The sequence below is a fragment of the Streptodolium elevatio genome (genome assembly GCF_040649515.1).
GTDB lineage: Bacteria > Actinomycetota > Actinomycetes > Streptomycetales > Streptomycetaceae > Yinghuangia > Yinghuangia elevatio.
On record NZ_JBEZFP010000033.1, the window covers coordinates 26,631 to 43,651 of the forward strand.

Here is a 17,021-nt window from a genome sequence, read left to right on the forward strand (position 1 = left end):
GACGTGGACATCGACATGAGCGCCCTGCGCGGGCTCGAGCGCGAGAAGGAGATCAAATTCGATCGCCTGGTCGAGGCGATCGAGTCGGCGCTGCTCACGGCGTACCACCACACCCCGGGCAGCCAGCCGCGGGCGCGCGTGGAGCTGGACAAGGCCACCGGCCACGTGACCGTGTGGGCCGCCGAGACCGACGACTCGGGCGCGACCGTGCGCGAGTACGACGACACCCCGCACGACTTCGGCCGCATCGCGGCGACCACCGCCAAACAGGTGATTCTCCAGCGTCTGCGCGACGCCGAGGAGGAAGTGACCTTCGGCGAGTACGCGGGCCGCGAGGGCGACATCGTCTCCGGCGTGGTCCAGCAGGGCAAGGATCCCCGCAACGTCATGGTCGACCTCGGCAAGGTCGAGGCGATCCTGCCGCACGCCGAGCAGGTGCCGGGCGAGCGCTACGAGCACGGCCTGCGCCTGCGCGCGTACGTCGTCACCGTGCGCCGCGGCCCCAAGGGCCCCTCGATCGGCCTGTCGCGCACCCACCCCAACCTGGTGCGCAAGCTGTTCGCGCTGGAGGTCCCGGAGATCGCGGACGGCTCGGTGGAGATCGCCGCCATCGCCCGCGAGGCCGGCCACCGCACCAAGATGGCCGTCTACTCGACCCGGCAGGGCCTCAACGCCAAGGGCGCGTGCATCGGCCCGATGGGCGCCCGGGTGCGCGCGGTGATGGCCGAGCTGCACGGCGAGAAGATCGACATCGTCGACTGGTCGGACGACCCGGCCGCGATGGTGGCGAACGCCCTTTCGCCCGCACGGGTGAGCCACGTTGAGATCGTCGACCTCGCGGCCCGCTCGGCGCGCGTGACGGTACCCGACTACCAGCTGTCACTGGCGATCGGCAAGGAAGGGCAGAACGCCCGGCTCGCCGCACGCCTGACCGGCTGGCGCATCGACATCCGTCCCGACACCGAGTCAGGTGGCGGAGAGGGCGGCCAGGCGCGGCCGGGCGGCGGAACGCCCGAGCCACGTCGGGGTGGGGAGCGGTAGACTTACTTGATGTCTGGTCGGACACGGGTTAACGCATGCCCATCTACACGTAAGGGACAGGCCCTGCCGGAAGCGGCGGGACCGGTGCGTACGTGTGTGGGATGCCGGGCCCGTGCCGCCAAGACCGACCTGGTGCGAGTCGTGGCGGTCGAGGGCGCATGCGTCCCCGACCCGCGCGGCACCTTGCCCGGGCGTGGTGCGCACGTGCACCCCGACCCGGAATGTCTTGCCCTCGCGGAGCGCCGGAAGGCGTTCCCGCGGGCGTTGCGCGTGAGCGGGCCTTTGGAACTGGCCCGATTGCACGCATTGGTCGCCCCGGATGGTGAGGGGCAATGATCGGCACGGAACAGCAGTACCTCGCGAGTTGGAAGTAGGTCGAGATTGCGATGAGCACTCGATGAGTACGCGATGAGTACGTACATGCGGTAGCGACGGTCCGGCGGACGACCACCCCGGACCAGAAGGAGCGACGTGGCAAAGGTCCGGGTATACGAGCTCGCAAAAGAGTTCGGAGTCGAGAGCAAGGTCGTCATGGCCAAGCTCCAAGAACTCGGTGAGTTCGTCCGGTCGGCGTCCTCGACAATCGAGGCACCGGTCGTACGCAAGTTGACTGACGCATTCAAGAAGGACGGCGGACCCTCCGCACGTCCTGGCGCGCGCAAGCCCGCGGCCCCCGCGGCCCCGGCTTCCGCTCAGGGTCCGGCTGCCGCCGCGGCCCCCTCCACCTCCGCACGCCCGGGCCCGCGCCCGGCCGGCGGAGCCCCCACTCCCGGCCCGCGGCCCGCCGCGGGTCCGCGCCCGGGCGGCGACGCCCCGGCGCCCGCCGGTCGTACGCCCGGCGGAGCTCCGCGCCCCGGCGCCCAGCCCGGACCCGGCCAGCCGGCTCCGGCGCAGCCCGGTCCCGCGCAGCGCACCGGCGGTGCGCCCGCTCCGGGTGCCCGTCCGGGCCCGCGTCCGGCCGCCGCCCCGGCTGCCGGCGCCCCGCAGACGCCGAGCGCACCGCGTCCGGCCGCCGCGTCCCCCGGTGCCCCCGCGGCCCGTCCAGGCGCGCGTCCGGGTGGCCAGGGCTCCGGCGCCCCGGCGCGTCCGGGCCAGTCCGGCGGCCCCCGTCCGGGCGGCCAGTCCGGTCCCGGCGGGCGCAGCGGCGCCCCCGGTGGGCCCGGCGCACGTCCGGCCGCCCCGCGTCCCGCGGGTCCGCGTCCGGGCAACAACCCCTTCACCTCGGGCAGCACGGGCATGCCCCGTCCGCAGGCTCCGGGCGGTCAGCGCCCCGGTCCCGGCGGCGGTCCCGGTGGTCCGCGTCCGGCGCCTTCGGGCGGTCCGGGCGGTCCCCGTCCGGGTGGCTCCGGCGGTCCGGGCGGTCCGCGTCCGGGCGGCTCGGGCGGCGGCCCCGGCGGTCCCCGTCCCAACCCCGGCATGATGCCGAACCGTCCCGCTCCGGGCCCGCGCCCGGGTGGCGGTCCGGGTCGTCCCGGCGGCGGCCCCGGCGGTCGTCCCGGCGGCGGTGCCGGTCGTCCGGGCGGCGGCGGCTTCGCCGGTCGTCCGGCCGGTCCGGGCGGCGGCGGTGCCGGTCGTCCCGGCGGTCCCGGTGGCGGCGGCGGTGCCGGTCGTCCCGGTGGCGGCGGCGGTTTCGCCGGTCGTCCCGGCGGCGGTCGCGGCGGCCCCGGCGGTCGCGGTGGTACGCAGGGCGCCTTCGGTCGTCCCGGCGGTCGTCCCGGCCGTGCCCGCAAGTCGAAGCGCCAGCGTCGCCAAGAGTTCGACAACATGTCGGCTCCCGCGATCGGCGGCGTGCAGGCTCCCCGTGGCAACGGCGGCGTTCTCCGCCTGTCGCGCGGCGCCTCGCTGACCGACTTCGCGGACAAGATCGGCGCGATCCCCGGCTCGCTCGTCCAGATCATGTTCCACCTGGGCAAGATGCTGACCGCGACGCAGTCCTGCTCCGACGAGGACCTGAAGGACCTCGGTGTGGAGCTGGACTGGGACGTGCAGATCGTCAGCCCCGAGGAGGAGGACCGCGAGCTGCTCGAGTCCTTCGACCTCGAATGGGGCGAGGACGAGGGCGACGAGGAAGACCTTCGTCCGCGTCCGCCGGTCGTGACCGTCATGGGCCACGTCGACCACGGCAAGACTCGACTCCTCGACGCGATCCGCAAGACCAACGTGGTCGCGGGCGAGGCGGGCGGCATCACGCAGCACATCGGCGCGTACCAGGTCGCCACCGAGGTCAACGGCGACGAGCGCAAGATCACGCTCATCGACACCCCGGGCCACGAGGCGTTCACCGCCATGCGTGCCCGTGGTGCCAAGTCGACGGACATCGCGATCCTCGTGGTCGCGGCGGACGACGGCGTGAAGCCGCAGACGATCGAGGCGCTCAACCACGCGCAGGCGGCGGACGTGCCGATCGTGGTCGCGGTCAACAAGATCGACAAGGAAGGCGCGGACCCGACCAAGGTCCGCGGCCAGCTGACCGAGTACGGCCTCGTGGCGGAGGAGTACGGCGGCGAGACCATGTTCGTCGACATCTCCGCCAAGCAGGGGATGGGCATCGACGAGCTGCTCGAGGCGGTCATCCTGACCGCCGACGCGGCGCTGGAGCTCAAGGCCAACCCCGACCAGGAGGCCCAGGGCATCGCGATCGAGGCGCACCTGGACAAGGGCCGCGGCTCCGTCGCGACCGTCCTGGTGCAGCGCGGCACCCTGCGGGTCGGCGACGCGATCGTGGTCGGCGAGTCGTACGGCCGCGTCCGCGCCATGCTGGACGAGAACGGCAACAACGTCACCGAGGCGGGGCCGGCACGTCCGGTCCTGGTGCTCGGCCTGACCACGGTGCCGGGCGCCGGTGACAACTTCCTCGTGGTCGAGGAAGAGCGCACCGCCCGCCAGGTGGCCGAGAAGCGCGCCGCGGCGAACCGCAACGCGCTGCTCGCCCGCCGCAACAAGCGGGTCTCCCTGGAGGACCTGGACCGGGCCCTCAAGGAAGGCCAGATCCAGCAGCTCAACCTCATCCTCAAGGGCGACGTGTCCGGTTCGGTCGAGGCCCTCGAGGACGCGCTGCTCAACCTGGAGGTCGGCGAGGACGTCGAGCTGCGGATCATCGACCGCGGCGTCGGTGCGATCACCGAGTCCAACGTCACCCTGGCGGTGGCCTCGGACGCGATCATCATCGGCTTCAACGTCCGGCCGGAGGGCCGGGCGCGGACGATGGCCGAGCGCGAAGGCGTGGATGTCCGGTACTACTCGGTCATCTACCAGGCCATCGAGGAGATCGAGGCCGCGCTCAAGGGCATGCTCAAGCCCGAGTACGAAGAGGTCCAGCTCGGCACGGCGGAGATCCGCGCGGTCTTCCGCTCGTCCAAGCTCGGCAACATCGCGGGCTGCATGGTCACCTCCGGCCAGATGCGCCGCAACGGCAAGGCCCGCCTCATCCGCGACGGTGCGGTTGTCGCCGACAACCTCACCATCGAGGGCCTGCGCCGCGAGAAGGACGACGTCACCGAGGTCCGCGAGGGCTTCGAGTGCGGTATCAACCTCGGGTCGTACAACGACATCAAGGTGGACGACCGCATCGAGACGTTCGAGATCCGCGAGAAGCCCCGGGGCTGACGCCTTCGGCAGGCTTCGCAGTACCGCAACGGGTGCCCTCCGCGCCGACTCAGTCGGCGCGGAGGGTTCTCCGTTGCACCGCCGAGGCAAAGCCAAGGCACCGTGAGAACAGCAAGACACAGCACGACACAGCAAGACACACAGGGAAAACACGCAAGGAACACAACCGCACCACGAGCCGTTCAAGCTATGAGCGGCACACCCTGATGGCCCCCGGGCGCCTGGCCCGTGATGCCCGTGTTCGTAGGAACGATCACCCTCGACCTGCTGTTCGGCGACGTGCACTCCCTGAAGGAGAAGCGCTCGCTGCTCCGCCCGATCCTGGCGGATCTCCAGCGCAAGAATGCCGTTGCCGCGGCCGAGGTTGACTATCAGGATCTACATCGGCGCAGCCGGATCGGCCTCGCGGTGGTCTCCGCGACCGTGGAACGGTGTGCCGAAGTGCTGGACGAGTGCGAGCGGCAGGTCGCCGGGCGACCTGAGCTGGAATTGCTGTCCGCCCGCCGCCGGGTGTTCAGCGAGGACGATTGACACGCCGGGCCTGGACGGCCCCCGAGGGCTTGACGGCCCGCCCAAGTTGGAGGATCAGTGACCGACACCGCGCGGGCGCGCAAACTGGCGGACCGCATCAAGGTCGTGGTCGCCGAGACGCTGGACCGGCGGATCAAGGACCCCCGCCTGGGCTTCGTCACCATCACCGATGCCCGGGTGACCGGCGACCTGCGGGAAGCCACGGTGTTCTACACGGTTTTCGGCGACGAGACCGAGCGGGAGGCCAGCGCCGCGGCGCTGGAGAGTGCCAAGGGCATCCTCCGCAGCGAGGTCGGGCGGCAGACCGGCGTGCGCTACACGCCGAGCCTGGCGTTCGTCGCCGACGCCGTCCCGGACAACGCGCGCCAGATCGATGAGCTGCTTGCCAGGGCGCAGGAGGCCGATGCGGCGGTACGCTTCACCGCTGCGGGTGCCAGCTATGCCGGCGACGCGGACCCGTACCGCACTCCGGCCGAGGACGACGACCTCGACGAGGACGGCGGGGACTCCACGAAGGAGGACGAGCAGCGTTGAACCCCACGGTGTCGGCGGCCGGAATCCCGGGCCCCACGAAGGCGATGGACCAGCGCGGCGCCTCGGCGCCCCCGTCCGCCCTGCCCGCGGGGCCGCCGACACCGCCGGGCGAACGGGAATGGGACGAGGTGGCCGCCCTGGTGGCCACCGCGTCCCGCATCGACCTGCTCGCCCATGTCAGTCCGGACGGCGACGCGCTCGGCTCGGCCCTCGCGGTCGGCCTCGCGCTGCGGGCGCAAGGTCGCGACGTGCATGTGTCGTACGGCGACGACCCGCTCGTCGTCCCCGCGTCGCTCACCTTCCTGCCGGGCCTCGACATGCTGGTGCCGCCCGCGGAACTGCCGGACCGGCCCGACCTGGTGATCGTCTTCGACACCGCGGCCGGCGCCCGGCTCGGCCTGCTGGAGGCCAAGGCCAAGGCCGCACGGGCGCTCGTGGTGGTCGACCACCACGCGTCCAGCACCCGCTTCGGCACCCACCACCTGATCGACGTCACGGCCCCCGCCACCGCGGTGCTCGCCGAGGAACTGGTGCGCCGCGTCGGCGGCACGCTGACGGCCGAGGTCGCCACCGCGCTCTACACGGGCCTGGTCACCGACACCGGCTCCTTCAAGTACGCCGCGACGACCCCCGAGACCCACGCGATGGCCGCACGCCTTCTGGCCACCGGCATCCCGCACGACCTCATCTCCCGAGCCATCTGGGACACCTGCCGGTTCGGCTACCTCAAGGTGCTCTCCGCGGCCCTCGACGCAGCCCGCCTGGAGCCCGGCGCGGCCGGGGGACTGGGCCTGGTGTGGACCGTGGTCACGCGCGCCGACCGGGCCGAGTACGGCGTACGCCTCGACGAGATCGAGGGCATCATCGACGTCGTCCGCAAGAGCGCCGAAGCCGAGATCGCGCTGGTGCTCAAGGAGGACGACAAGGGCCGCTTCCAGGCGTCCGCGCGCTCCAAGGGCCGCGTCGACCTCGGCAGTGTGTGTGCGGCTCTGGGTGGCGGCGGGCACGCGTACGCGGCCGGATACACAGCCGCCGACGAGCCGCTCGACGCCGTGATGGACCGGTTCCGCGCGCAACTGGAGGCGGCGGTGGGCGAGGCGGGGCGCGGGGACGAGGGGTCGGCCTGACCGGACCCGTCCGACCCTGACCTCTTGCCTGTCAGCCCGCACGACGCTCTGACCTCCTGACCCTCGTTGACAGTCGGCCGTCGGACGCCCGGCCACCGGGACGCCGAAGCCGAACGCTCCGCAGAAAGCCGGCCCGGAAACCCACCATGAGCAAGCCACGCCGCAACGCCGGACCCCCGCCCCCCGACGGCCTCGTCATCGTCGACAAACCCGCGGGACTCACCTCGCACGACGTCGTCGGCCGCATGCGCCGCATCGCCGGTACGCGACGGGTCGGCCACGCCGGAACCCTCGACCCGATGGCCACCGGGGTCCTGGTCATCGGCATCGAGAAGGCCACCCGCCTGCTCGGCCACCTCGCCCTGACCGAGAAGACGTACGAGGCGACGATCCGCCTCGGCCAGGCCACCGTCACCGACGACGCCGAGGGCGAGGTCACCGCGACCACGCCCGCGGGCGAGGTGACCCGCGAGGCGGTCGACGCGGGCATCGCCGGGTTGACCGGCGCCATCATGCAGGTTCCGTCGAAGGTCTCGGCCATCAAGGTCGACGGCAAGCGGTCGTACGCGCGCGTCCGCGAGGGCGAGGAGGTCGAGCTCGCGGCGCGGCCGGTGACCGTGTCCCGGTTCGACGTGCACGAGATGCGCCGCGACGCGGACGTGGTCGATCTCGACGTCACCGTCACCTGCTCGTCCGGCACGTACATCCGCGCGCTGGCCCGCGACCTGGGCACGCACCTGGACGTGGGCGGCCACCTCACGATGCTGCGCCGCACCGCGGTCGGGCCGTACCCGATCGAGGGCGCGCGCACGCTGGAGCAGTTGGAGGAGTCCTTCTCCGTCCTGCCCATCGCGGACGCCGCGGCCGCGGCCTTCCCGCGCCGCGACGTGACCGCCGACGAAGCCCGCCTGGTGGCCCACGGCGGCCGTCTGAAGGCCGAGGGAGCCGCTGCCGGGCCCGTCGCCGTCTTCGACCCCGACGGGGCCTTCCTGGCCCTTGTAGAGGAGACACAGGGGCAGGCCAAGCCCATCGCGGTGTTCGTCGGCTGAACCGGCCCCGCCCCGGCGACCCGCGGGAGTCCGGGCCCGATCAAGCGCGGCGGGCGGCGCATGGCAGGCTTGGTCCTGTGGCGGTCCCCAGTGCCGCGGGAATCCCTCGCCGGAATCCGCGGGCGGCAAGTCCCGGGGCAACCGCCACAGGTACGGTCGCAGGAACCGTCACAGGAACGAGGAGCGGTCAGGTGCAGCGCTGGCGTGGCTTGGAGGACGTCCCATCCGACTGGGGGCGTTCCGTTGTCACCATCGGGTCCTACGACGGTGTGCACCGAGGGCACCAGCGCGTGATCGGCCAGGCCGTGGAGATCGCCCGCGAGCGCGGACTCCCCTCGGTCGTGGTCACCTTCGACCCGCATCCGAGCGAGGTGGTCCGCCCCGGCAGCCACCCGCCGCTGCTCACGCCGCACCACCGGCGGGCCCGGCTGATGGCCGACCTCGGTGTCGACGCGGTGCTTATCCTGCCCTTCACGCTGGAGTTCTCGCGCCTGGACGCGGCCGACTTCGTGCGGCAGGTGCTCGTCGACGCGCTGCACGCCCGGGTCGTCGTCGAGGGCGCCAACTTCCGCTTCGGCCACAAGGCCACCGGGAACGTCGAGCTGCTCGAACGGCTGGGCGAGCAGTACGACTTCACCGTCGTCGAGCCTGAACTGTTCACCGACGGCGACACGGTGTTCTCCTCGACCGTCGTGCGCGGCCTCGTCGCTGACGGCGATGTGGACGGCGCCCGCGTGGTCCTCGGCCGCCCGCACCGCGTCGAGGGCGTCGTCGTGCGCGGCGACCAGCGCGGACGCGAACTCGGCTATCCCACGGCCAATCTGGAGACCCTGCCCTACACCGCGATCCCCGGCGACGGGGTGTACGCGGGGTGGCTCGTCGTCGACGACGAGCGGCTGCCCGCGGCGATCTCGGTCGGCAGCAACCCGACGTTCGACGGCACGGAGCGCCGGGTCGAGGCGTACGCGCTGGACCGCACCGACCTCGACCTGTACGGCGTGCACGTCAGCGTCGAGTTCCTGGCCTGGCTGCGCGGCATGGAGAAGTTCGACTCGATCGAGGCGCTGCTCGAGCGGATGGCTCACGACGTGAAGCGAGCGCGCGACCTCGTGGACGCCTACGACGCCGCGGCCACCTGAGGCCGCCACCACCAGGACGCACGGTCCGCGTCCGGGCCCGGGCGTTGCCGCCCGCACAAACGACGACGAAGGGCTCCCACCGGATTCGGTGGGAGCCCTTCGTCGTAGGCCCGCCCTCTCAGCCTTGCTGCGGAGGCTGCGGCGGTTGCTGCTGCGGCGGTTGCTGGTACGGCTGCTGCGGTGCTTGCTGGTACTGCGGCGGCGGGCCGTCCTGCTGCTGCGGCCAGGGCTGGCCGGCGTGCGGCTGCTGAGGGGACGGGTAGGGCTGCCCGTACTGCGGCTGCCCGGGATGCTGCTCAGGCTGCTGCCCTGGCTGCGACTGCGGTTGGGGGTAAGGCTGTTGCTGGTACGGCTGCTGCTGCGGCGCGGGCTGCTGGGGGGCCGCCTGGTAGGGCTGTTGCGGCCACGGCTGCCCCTGCGCGGCGTACTGCTGCTGCGCCGGAGCCCACGCGTTCTGCTGCCACGGTTCGTCGGTCGGCGCGGTACGGCCGAAGTCCTCGGCGACCAGGGCCGCGAGCTCGAAGTACGCTTCGCGTGTCTTCGGCCGCATGAGGTCGAGGTCCAACTCCGCGCCCGCGGAGAGGTGTTCGTCGAACGGGACGACGAGGACCGCGCGGCAGCGCGTCTCGAAGTGCGCGACTATGTCCTCGGTCTTGACGACCCTGCCGCTCTCGCGCACCCCGGAGATGACGGTGATGCTGCGCGCGACGAGGTCCGCATAGCCGTGCGCCACCAGCCAGTCGAGTGTGGTGCTCGCGCTGGTCGCCCCGTCCACACTGGGCGTGCTGATGACGATCAACTGGTGGGCCAGGTCCAGGACTCCGCGCATCGCGCTGTAGAGGAGGCCGGTCCCGGAGTCGGTCAGGATGATCGGGTACTGCTTGCCCAGGACGTCGATCACCGCGCGGTAGTCGGCGTCGTCGAACGTCGTGGAGACCGCCGGGTCGACGTCGTTGGCCAGGATCTCGAGGCCGCTGGGCGCCTGCGACGTGAAGCGGCGTATGTCCATGTAGCTGTGCAGGCGCGGCAGCGCGGTCACCAGGTCGCGGATCGTCGCACCGGTCTCGCGACGTACCCGGCGGCCGAGGGTGCCGGCGTCCGGGTTGGCATCGATCGCGATCACCCGGTCCTGGCGCTCGGTGGCGAGGGTCGCGCCGAGCGCGGTGGTGGTCGTGGTCTTGCCGACGCCGCCCTTGAGGCTGATGACGGCGATGCGATAGCCGTTCAGGACGGGGGTACGGATGCGCCCAAGCCGTTCCGCCCGCGCCGCCTCGGCGGCCCGGCCGCCGATCCGGAAGCGCGACCCGGTGCGCTTCGCCTGCGGCTGGCGGCGGAGCAGACGGTCGGAACTCAGCTCCACGGCAGCGGTGTAGCCGAGCGGGGCGCCCCCGACGGAGCGCTGGGGGCCGGACGAAGTGTCGGGGCCCCACACGGAGTTGGCGGGTGGGCCTTGCTGGGCCTGCTGAGTTTGCGGGGGCTGTTGAGGGTGTTGGCCGTGTTGGGGTTGCTGGGCTTGGGGGGCTTGCGGGCCGGGTTCGGCGGATTGGCCCGGTTGACCCAGTTGGCCGGGCTGGCCGGGTTGGACGGGTTGCTGGAACAGCGGGGGGCCCTGCGGCGGGGCGAGCGGGGCTTGGCCGTAGGGCGACGCCTCGGCGTCCCCCTGCGTCGGGTACCCCTGATGAGGCGCACCGGGCCCCGAGCTGTCACCAGGGGGAGGCACGGGACCAGGCGCGCCTTGGCCCGGTGCCTGCCATGCGCCTCCGGGACCGGATTCCCCGCGCGGGGGCTCCCCCTGAACGCCTTGTGGATGCGGCGCGTTCTGGGCGTACGCGCCTTGCGGGTACCCGGGGTTCTGCGGATAGACGGGCTGCTGGGGTTGTCCGGGCGGCTGCGCGTACCCCGCGGGCGGGACGGCCCCGGGGGTCTGCGGAACGGAGTACCCCTCCGGACCCGGACTTGGTGCCTGGCCCTGGGGCGGACCCTGCACGTGGCCGTGTGCCGGGGCGGCCGTTCCGTACGGGCCGGGCTGCGGGTTCGGTCCGTGTGCTTGCTGCTGTGTCTGCTGCGCGGGGAAGGGAGGCTGTCCGTACTGCGGAGCGCCGGGTGCCGAGCCTCCGTGGCCTTGCGGCGGGACGTACGCGCGCGGCTGCGGCGTGAACTGACCTGCGGCGGCAGCCGGTTGCGCGTACTGCTGGGGGTAGCCGCCGGGGGCCCCGCTGTCCGGGCCGGGAGACCCGGGCGCGAACTGGGGTCCGGGCGCCTGCTGTCCGGGGGTGCTGCCGGGCGCGGGCGGGCTCCACGCGGGCGCACCCGGGCTCGAACCGGGCGATGAAGCAGGCGACGAACTGGCCGATGAACCGGGCTCCGCGGCACTGTCGTTGTCGACATCGTGTGCGGCCGCGGACACCTCCGCGTCCTCGTCCGGGGAATCGTCGGTCGTCGGCTCTGGTTCGGGCTCGGGGCCGGCGTCGCTGTCGGAGCCGGTGTTCTGGTCCGCGACAGCCTCGGGGACGTCGCGTACGTCGTCGCCCAGGTCGTCCGCTTGCGGGTCCGCGGAGTCCGGCGCATCCGCCTCGGCGTCCGAATCCTCGGCGGTCGGAGTGTCCTCCAGGTCTTCCTGGTCCTCCCGGTCCTCCCGGTCCTCCTCCGTGGACTCGACCGCGGCGCGCGGGTTGACGTCCGTCGCGTCGGGCGTGGGCGCGCGGTCCAAGCTCACACCGTGGCTTTCCGGCTCGTCCCGCTGCCCGTCGGCCGACGGAGCCTCCGGCACGGAACCGCCCGCGGGCTGTGCCTCCGGTTCATCCTCGTGAGCGACAGCCGACTCGCCCGCGTCACCCGCCCAGTTGCCCGACCACGGCAAATCGGCGGCGGGCTCCTCTGCGTTCGGCTGCGACGCGGCTTCCGCGGCGACATGTGGTTGCGGCGGCGGGAACGCGGACAGGTCGGGGCGCGGCGAGTAGACGGGGGAGGGCTGGACGTACGCGTCGTACGGCGTCTGCTGCCCGTACGGGTGCCCCGCGGCCTCCTGCGGCGCCTGCGGGACGTACGTGCCCGGCGCCTGCTGCTGCCAGTCGTGGCGGCCGTACGGCGACTCGTACTGCGGCGCCTGCGACTGCTGCTGTCCGTACGCGGGATCCGGTGCGGAGGCGGGGGCCGTACCCGGGTGGTGCCAGGCGCCGCCCTGCCCGCCGGCGCCCTGCCCCGGCGGCGTCCACGAAGGTGCCGCGGGCTGCTGCGGCGGGATGCTCGGCGGCGTCGTCGGGCGCGGCGGCACGCCGGGTGGCAGCGGTCCGCCCTGGTATCCGGCGGGCGGCGGCATGTCATCCGTTATGCGCGGGAGAAGCCGCGTCGGGTCCTGGTTTCCGAGGCCACTGGAGCCACTGGATCCGCCGGCGCCGCTGGAATTGCCGGCGCCGCTCGAGTCGCCGGAGTGGCCGGAATCGCCGGGGTTTTCGGAGCGCGGGTCCGGCGGGTAGCCGCCTGCCGCGGGCGTGTGCGGTTCGTGCGACTCGGGCTGGTGTGCGGGCTGGTACCCGAAGGAGCTTCCCGGTTCTTCCCGGTGCCCCGAGCCCGCGGTGTGCCCGGCGGCCGCGGCTCCCCCCGCGGGAGCCGCGGCCCCCGGAGGAGTCCAGCTGAGCGGCGCGGGAGACGCGTCGTTCCCCACGCGGCGCTCGGTGTCCGAATCCTGACGTTCCGTCACCTCGTCGGGCGCGACCGGGTGCACGTACGGTGCCGGCCCCCGCAAGGGCTCGCCGCTCGGTGCGGGCATCGCCCCCGCGGAAGCGCGCCCGGAGGACTGTCCATACCACGAGGGCATGGTGAAGTCAGGGCCCGACCATTCCTCTTCCTCGTCCGCCGGGGTCTCGACGTGCCTGCCGTCCTGCTCGCTGCTCACCGCTGGTCCTTCCGATCATCCGGAGGACGTCGGGGCCGTGCCCCGAGGTCCCGCCTCCGGCGTTCCGGGCCATGTCCCCGTTTTCGGTCGCGGGGAGCCCCAGACTATTCAACCTGGGGCGCGGCGTCCCCGGTCGGCCGCCGAGCGCGGGAGATCCCTCAGTCCAGGCGCCTGGGCGGGCCCAAAAACGTGATCTCCGCCTGGGTCGGGGTGAGCAGGACGTACCTCCGTGTGCGCCCCGTGCACCACAGCGTCAACTCGTCGGCGAGGGACGGCAGCGCGGCGCCGTCCGGCTCGGAGAGCTGGAGTGCGCGGGCCGCCGAGTCGGCCTCGACCGGGGACACCCGCTGGAGTCCGACCAGGTCGGCGTCGGCAAGGCGGCCCGCGAGACGGGGGTCGAGGAAGGGCAGCAGGGTGAGCGTCGTCTGCCAGGGCGTCGCCGCCAGGCGGTTGCGCGGCGGGCGGGCGCCGCAGTCGCGGACGACCAGGACGGGACTCGAAGCCGAGGGCCCCTGTGGCCCGAGCCGGCCGACCGGGTGGACGGTGATGCACTGTTGGCCGCCACCCGCCTGCTGCGCCATCGGCGACCACAGGTGCGGGCGGCCGGACTCGATGGCGACGCGCGCGCCAAGCGCGGCGGCGCGCAAAGCAATCACCTGGATCAGGTAGGCGCCGCCGACGAAGGAGATTTCGTAGGGTTCAGGGCGGAACAACCCGAGAACAGCCGGTGTACGCTCCTGGTCGACGCCCACGACGATGCCGTCGTCGCTCACCGGCAGCGTCAGCGCGCCCAGTTCTTCCACCGTCAGAGCGTGTCGTTCGACGCGGGGCCCGGCAGCCCGCAGCCTCCCGATCACGCGTGCCCTCCCAGCGGAAGTGTGGCGACTAGGCCCGGCTGCTGTTCCCAGTCGAGTCGTACGAGTCCCACGCGCAGCGACCGGGCACGTGCCTCCAGGCGTTGTGCGGCCCGGTCCAGTTCGTCGGCGGAACGGGCCGAGACGCGCAAGTGGCCGGTGAGTCCCACCGAACCGCCGCCGCCCTGCTGGGCGGTCAGGGAGAAGGTGGTGGCCAGCCCGGGCGTGCCGGTGAGCGCGCCGACCAGGTCCGGCGTCCCACCGGGGGACAGCCGCGGCCACCGGGAGATCCAGTACGTTGTGTGCCACCGGTCGTCGCAGCGCCATGCGTGCCGTGTCTCGGTGGTCCTGGTTCCGCCGCGCCCCGTGCGGCGTACCGCGGGATTGGCGCCGCAGGCGGCGAACAGGGCCTGCACCAAGGCCTGTTCGTCGAGGACGCGGCAGTCGAGGCCGGACTGGCCGAGTGTGGCGCTCAGTTGGTTGACCGCGCGCAGCAGGGTGCGCTGGGCGCCTTCGAGTCCGCCGCCGCGCGCGGCCACGGCGGTCGCGCACTGCTCGGGGACCAGGCGCAGGGCGATCCAGGTCTGGCGAACCGCCGGCACGTCCAGGTTCTCGCGGTCGCGCAGTTCGGTGTACGAGCGGGACGCGAGCGCCTGCGCCGGCAGGTGCGGTGCGGGCGCCGGCTGGGTGAGCTGCACGATCTGCGCGGACGCCAGCGCCACATCGTCGATCCGCAGCGCCTCGGCGACGGCGGCCAGCGGCAGCGGACGCCGCGTGCGGCGGGGGCGCAGCGGTTCGTCCGGGGCCTCGACGAGCATCACGGCGGTCAGGAACGTGCCGTCGCCCGCCATGCCGACCGGCCGCCGCGTGCGATCGGTGGCCGAGGTGAACGCAAGGCCGGGCAGGCACTCGCGTACGGGTGACAGGTCCGGCTCGGTGGCGCTGTGCTGCGCGCCTTGCGGTGCCGGGGTGTTCGGCCGTGCTCTGCGGCGGTTGCGGAAGCCGAGCAGGATCCCGGGCCATAGGGCGATCCTGCGGCCACGGTAGCGCGGGAGGACGCCGGCGAGCAGGAGCGTCGCCGCGATGCCGCCCGGGACCACCAGGCTCTTGTCCGTGGCGAGCGGCAACGCGACCAACAGCACCGCGAGTTCGACGGCCACCAGTTGCTGGACGAGGACCGCCCCCATACGTCCGGGGCGCGCCTGCACGTGTGGAGTCGCGGTTCCCCGCGCGGTTCCCGCGGCGCCGGATCCCGGCGCGGACCGCCGTGCGGGCGCCGTCCTTTGGCGCGAATGCGGAGGTGCGGAAACAGCCACCTTGGTACATCCCCCTGAGTACAACGGCGCGGCGATGGACCAACGCGTCCGGTGCGGAACACCGTACGGTACGGGCGCACCCGCGTCGCGCGGAAGCCCGCGGCGCCACCCGCGTTGCCGGGTCCGGAACTTCGTGGCGTCGGCGGGGCTGCAGGGCAGCGGGCCTATGGGTCTGCGGGTCCACGGCGATGCGCGCAAGTGTCGCCGTCGTCGGCGGCGAGGATGCGTGGCGCGCCGACCGCATGGTTGAGTACGCTGCCGCACGCCAATCGTCGAAACGGGGAGAACGATGGCATCGCGCCGTGAGCAGTTGGATGCGTACAACTTCGCGCGCCGACGCCTGGTGGCCGGGTTTCTGCAGCCCGTGCAGGCGAACGGTTCCGAGGAGAAGGCGCCTCGGCCGTTCCGCGCCGTCCTGCCGGGAATCATCGTGGGTGCGCTCATCCTCACCGCGTTCGGGGTGTACGGGCTCATCAGGCCGGGTGTGCCGCCGGGCTGGAAGAACAAGGGCAGCCTGATAGTGGGGCGTGATTCGGCGAGCCGATACGTCTACCTGGAAGGAAAGTTGCACCCGGTCCTCAATATCGCCTCGGGCCGGCTCCTGCTCGATCCCGGCAAGTTCAAGGTCAACCTGGTGCCGGAGAAGGCCCTCAACAGCGTCGACCACGGCGCGCCGCTCGGCATCCCCGAGGCACCGGACCGCCTTCCGTCGGCGAAGGAGGTACGGCGGCCGAAGACCTGGACGGTGTGCGAGCGTCCGGTGGTGGCCGCCGACGGCAAGAACGACATCGGCGCGAAGCCGACGCGCAGCTTGTTTATCGGCGCCGCACCGGAGTTCGGCCTCCTGCAGGGTGCGGAGGCGCTGTTCGTGCAGCAGTACGAGGACAAGGCGGTGGACGCGGACAAGGCCCCGTTGTTCCTGGTGCAGAACGGGCGCGCGTACAAGATCGCGAGCAAGCCGGTGCGCACCGTCCTGGCGTTGGACGCGGTGCTGCCCCAGCGGGTGAGCAAGGAGTGGCTGGACACCCTGGAGCCCGGCCAAGACATCGACTTCCCCGCGATCCCCGGCTACGGGACCCCGGCGACCGTCGACATCCCCGAGCAGTTCCGCACGGTCGGCACGGTGCTGCGGGCCGAAAGCAACGGCCAGTACTACGTGGTGGGCAAGGACGCGGTGCTGCCGGTCAGCCCCCTGGTCGCCGAGCTGATGGCGAATCGGCCGGACGCCGATGAGAAGGTGTACAAGGACCGGAGTCCGCAGGCGTTCCCGGTGGCGGTCAGCGTGTTGGGGACGACGATCAGCCAGGGCACGCCGTACGGCGACGAGAAGGGCTGGCCGACCCAGTTGCCCCAGACGGTGAACCGGGTCGACCCGCTGGTGGACAAGGGCCGCACGACGCTGTGCAACACGTACACCGGGAACTACAGCGGCGGCGTGGCGCAGACGCAGCAGTCGGCCTGGACCGCGTTGCCCGAGCGCCTGGTGGAGGGCATGGGCGGGGTGTACGTCGAACCCGGGGCCGGTGCGCTGGTCCGCGAGGTGACGGGCCGTGCCGACGACAAGACCGGCATCGTCTTCCTGGTCACCGACGCCGGATTGCGCCACCAGATCGCGAACGATCCACCGAAGGAAGGCGGTGCCGCGCCGGCGCCGGGCGCGGACAGCGAGGCGAAGATTCGCCTGGGATACAAGGGAGTTGAGCCGACGCCGGTGCCGCGGTCCTGGACGGGACTGATGCCGGTGAGTGTGCCGCTCAGCGTGGATGCCGCAAGGAATCCGCAAACCTCTTGAGCAGTAACGGAATTGATGGTCCGTCAGCTTTTGCGCACGGGGAGATCGTGTGTCGGATTTCCACGAGTCATGACGCGCCTATTGCGCAAGGGGAGTCGGGCAAGATCGACGTAAAGCTTGAGTAACCGGGGGCATGG

General features: G+C 72.6%; 12 protein-coding genes. 9 read left to right on the plus strand and 3 right to left on the minus strand.

Annotated features, from left to right (window positions below):
• Positions 1–3 precede the first annotated feature (3 nt).
• From nusA to AB0C36_RS15385, 8 genes are all read left to right on the plus strand, one after another.
• Positions 4–1,041 carry a transcription termination factor NusA gene (nusA, locus tag AB0C36_RS15350; RefSeq protein WP_358353915.1) on the plus strand — a complete coding sequence of 346 codons (1,038 nt, stop codon included), beginning with the start codon at positions 4–6 and terminating at the stop codon, positions 1,039–1,041.
• Positions 1,042–1,050: 9 nt separating this feature from the next.
• The gene (locus AB0C36_RS15355; protein ID WP_358353917.1) at positions 1,051–1,377 is read left to right on the plus strand and encodes a YlxR family protein; all 327 of its coding nucleotides are present in this window, start codon (positions 1,051–1,053) and stop codon (positions 1,375–1,377) included.
• Between the two features lie 135 nt (positions 1,378–1,512).
• Positions 1,513–4,647, plus strand: coding sequence for a translation initiation factor IF-2 (gene infB / locus AB0C36_RS15360; RefSeq protein ID WP_358353919.1), 3,135 nt, complete (start codon positions 1,513–1,515; stop codon positions 4,645–4,647).
• Between the two features lie 237 nt (positions 4,648–4,884).
• Entirely contained in the window at positions 4,885–5,178 is a 294-nt protein-coding gene (locus tag AB0C36_RS15365; protein ID WP_358353989.1) for a DUF503 domain-containing protein, read from the plus strand.
• 57 nt (positions 5,179–5,235) lie between these two features.
• Entirely contained in the window at positions 5,236–5,712 is a 477-nt protein-coding gene (gene rbfA / locus AB0C36_RS15370; RefSeq protein WP_358353921.1) for a 30S ribosome-binding factor RbfA, read from the plus strand.
• Positions 5,709–6,839, plus strand: coding sequence for a DHH family phosphoesterase (locus AB0C36_RS15375; RefSeq protein WP_358353923.1), 1,131 nt, complete (start codon positions 5,709–5,711; stop codon positions 6,837–6,839). The genes rbfA and AB0C36_RS15375 overlap by 4 nt, the downstream gene beginning before the upstream one ends.
• Before the next feature lie 146 nt (positions 6,840–6,985).
• Positions 6,986–7,888 carry a tRNA pseudouridine(55) synthase TruB gene (gene truB, locus AB0C36_RS15380; RefSeq protein WP_358353924.1) on the plus strand — a complete coding sequence of 301 codons (903 nt, stop codon included), beginning with the start codon at positions 6,986–6,988 and terminating at the stop codon, positions 7,886–7,888.
• A gap of 191 nt (positions 7,889–8,079) precedes the next feature.
• The gene (locus tag AB0C36_RS15385) at positions 8,080–9,027 is read left to right on the plus strand and encodes a bifunctional riboflavin kinase/FAD synthetase (protein ID WP_358353926.1); all 948 of its coding nucleotides are present in this window, start codon (positions 8,080–8,082) and stop codon (positions 9,025–9,027) included.
• Positions 9,028–9,145: 118 nt separating this feature from the next.
• Here AB0C36_RS15385 and AB0C36_RS15390 read toward each other — a convergent pair whose 3' ends face one another.
• From AB0C36_RS15390 to eccE, 3 genes are all read right to left on the minus strand, one after another.
• On the minus strand, positions 9,146–12,922 hold the full coding sequence (locus AB0C36_RS15390; RefSeq protein WP_358353929.1) for a nucleotide-binding protein: 3,777 nt from the start codon (positions 12,920–12,922) through the stop codon (positions 9,146–9,148).
• Positions 12,923–13,080: 158 nt separating this feature from the next.
• Positions 13,081–13,725, minus strand: a complete 645-nt coding sequence (locus tag AB0C36_RS15395) for a hypothetical protein (RefSeq protein WP_358353930.1) — start codon at positions 13,723–13,725, stop codon at positions 13,081–13,083.
• A gap of 50 nt (positions 13,726–13,775) precedes the next feature.
• Positions 13,776–14,984, minus strand: a complete 1,209-nt coding sequence (eccE, locus tag AB0C36_RS15400) for a type VII secretion protein EccE (RefSeq protein ID WP_358353933.1) — start codon at positions 14,982–14,984, stop codon at positions 13,776–13,778.
• A 397-nt stretch (positions 14,985–15,381) separates the two neighbouring features.
• Here eccE and eccB point away from each other — a divergent pair, with 397 nt between their 5' ends.
• A complete protein-coding gene (gene eccB, locus AB0C36_RS15405) occupies positions 15,382–16,884 on the plus strand; it encodes a type VII secretion protein EccB (RefSeq protein ID WP_358353935.1) in 1,503 nt (500 codons plus the stop codon).
• Positions 16,885–17,021 lie beyond the last annotated feature (137 nt).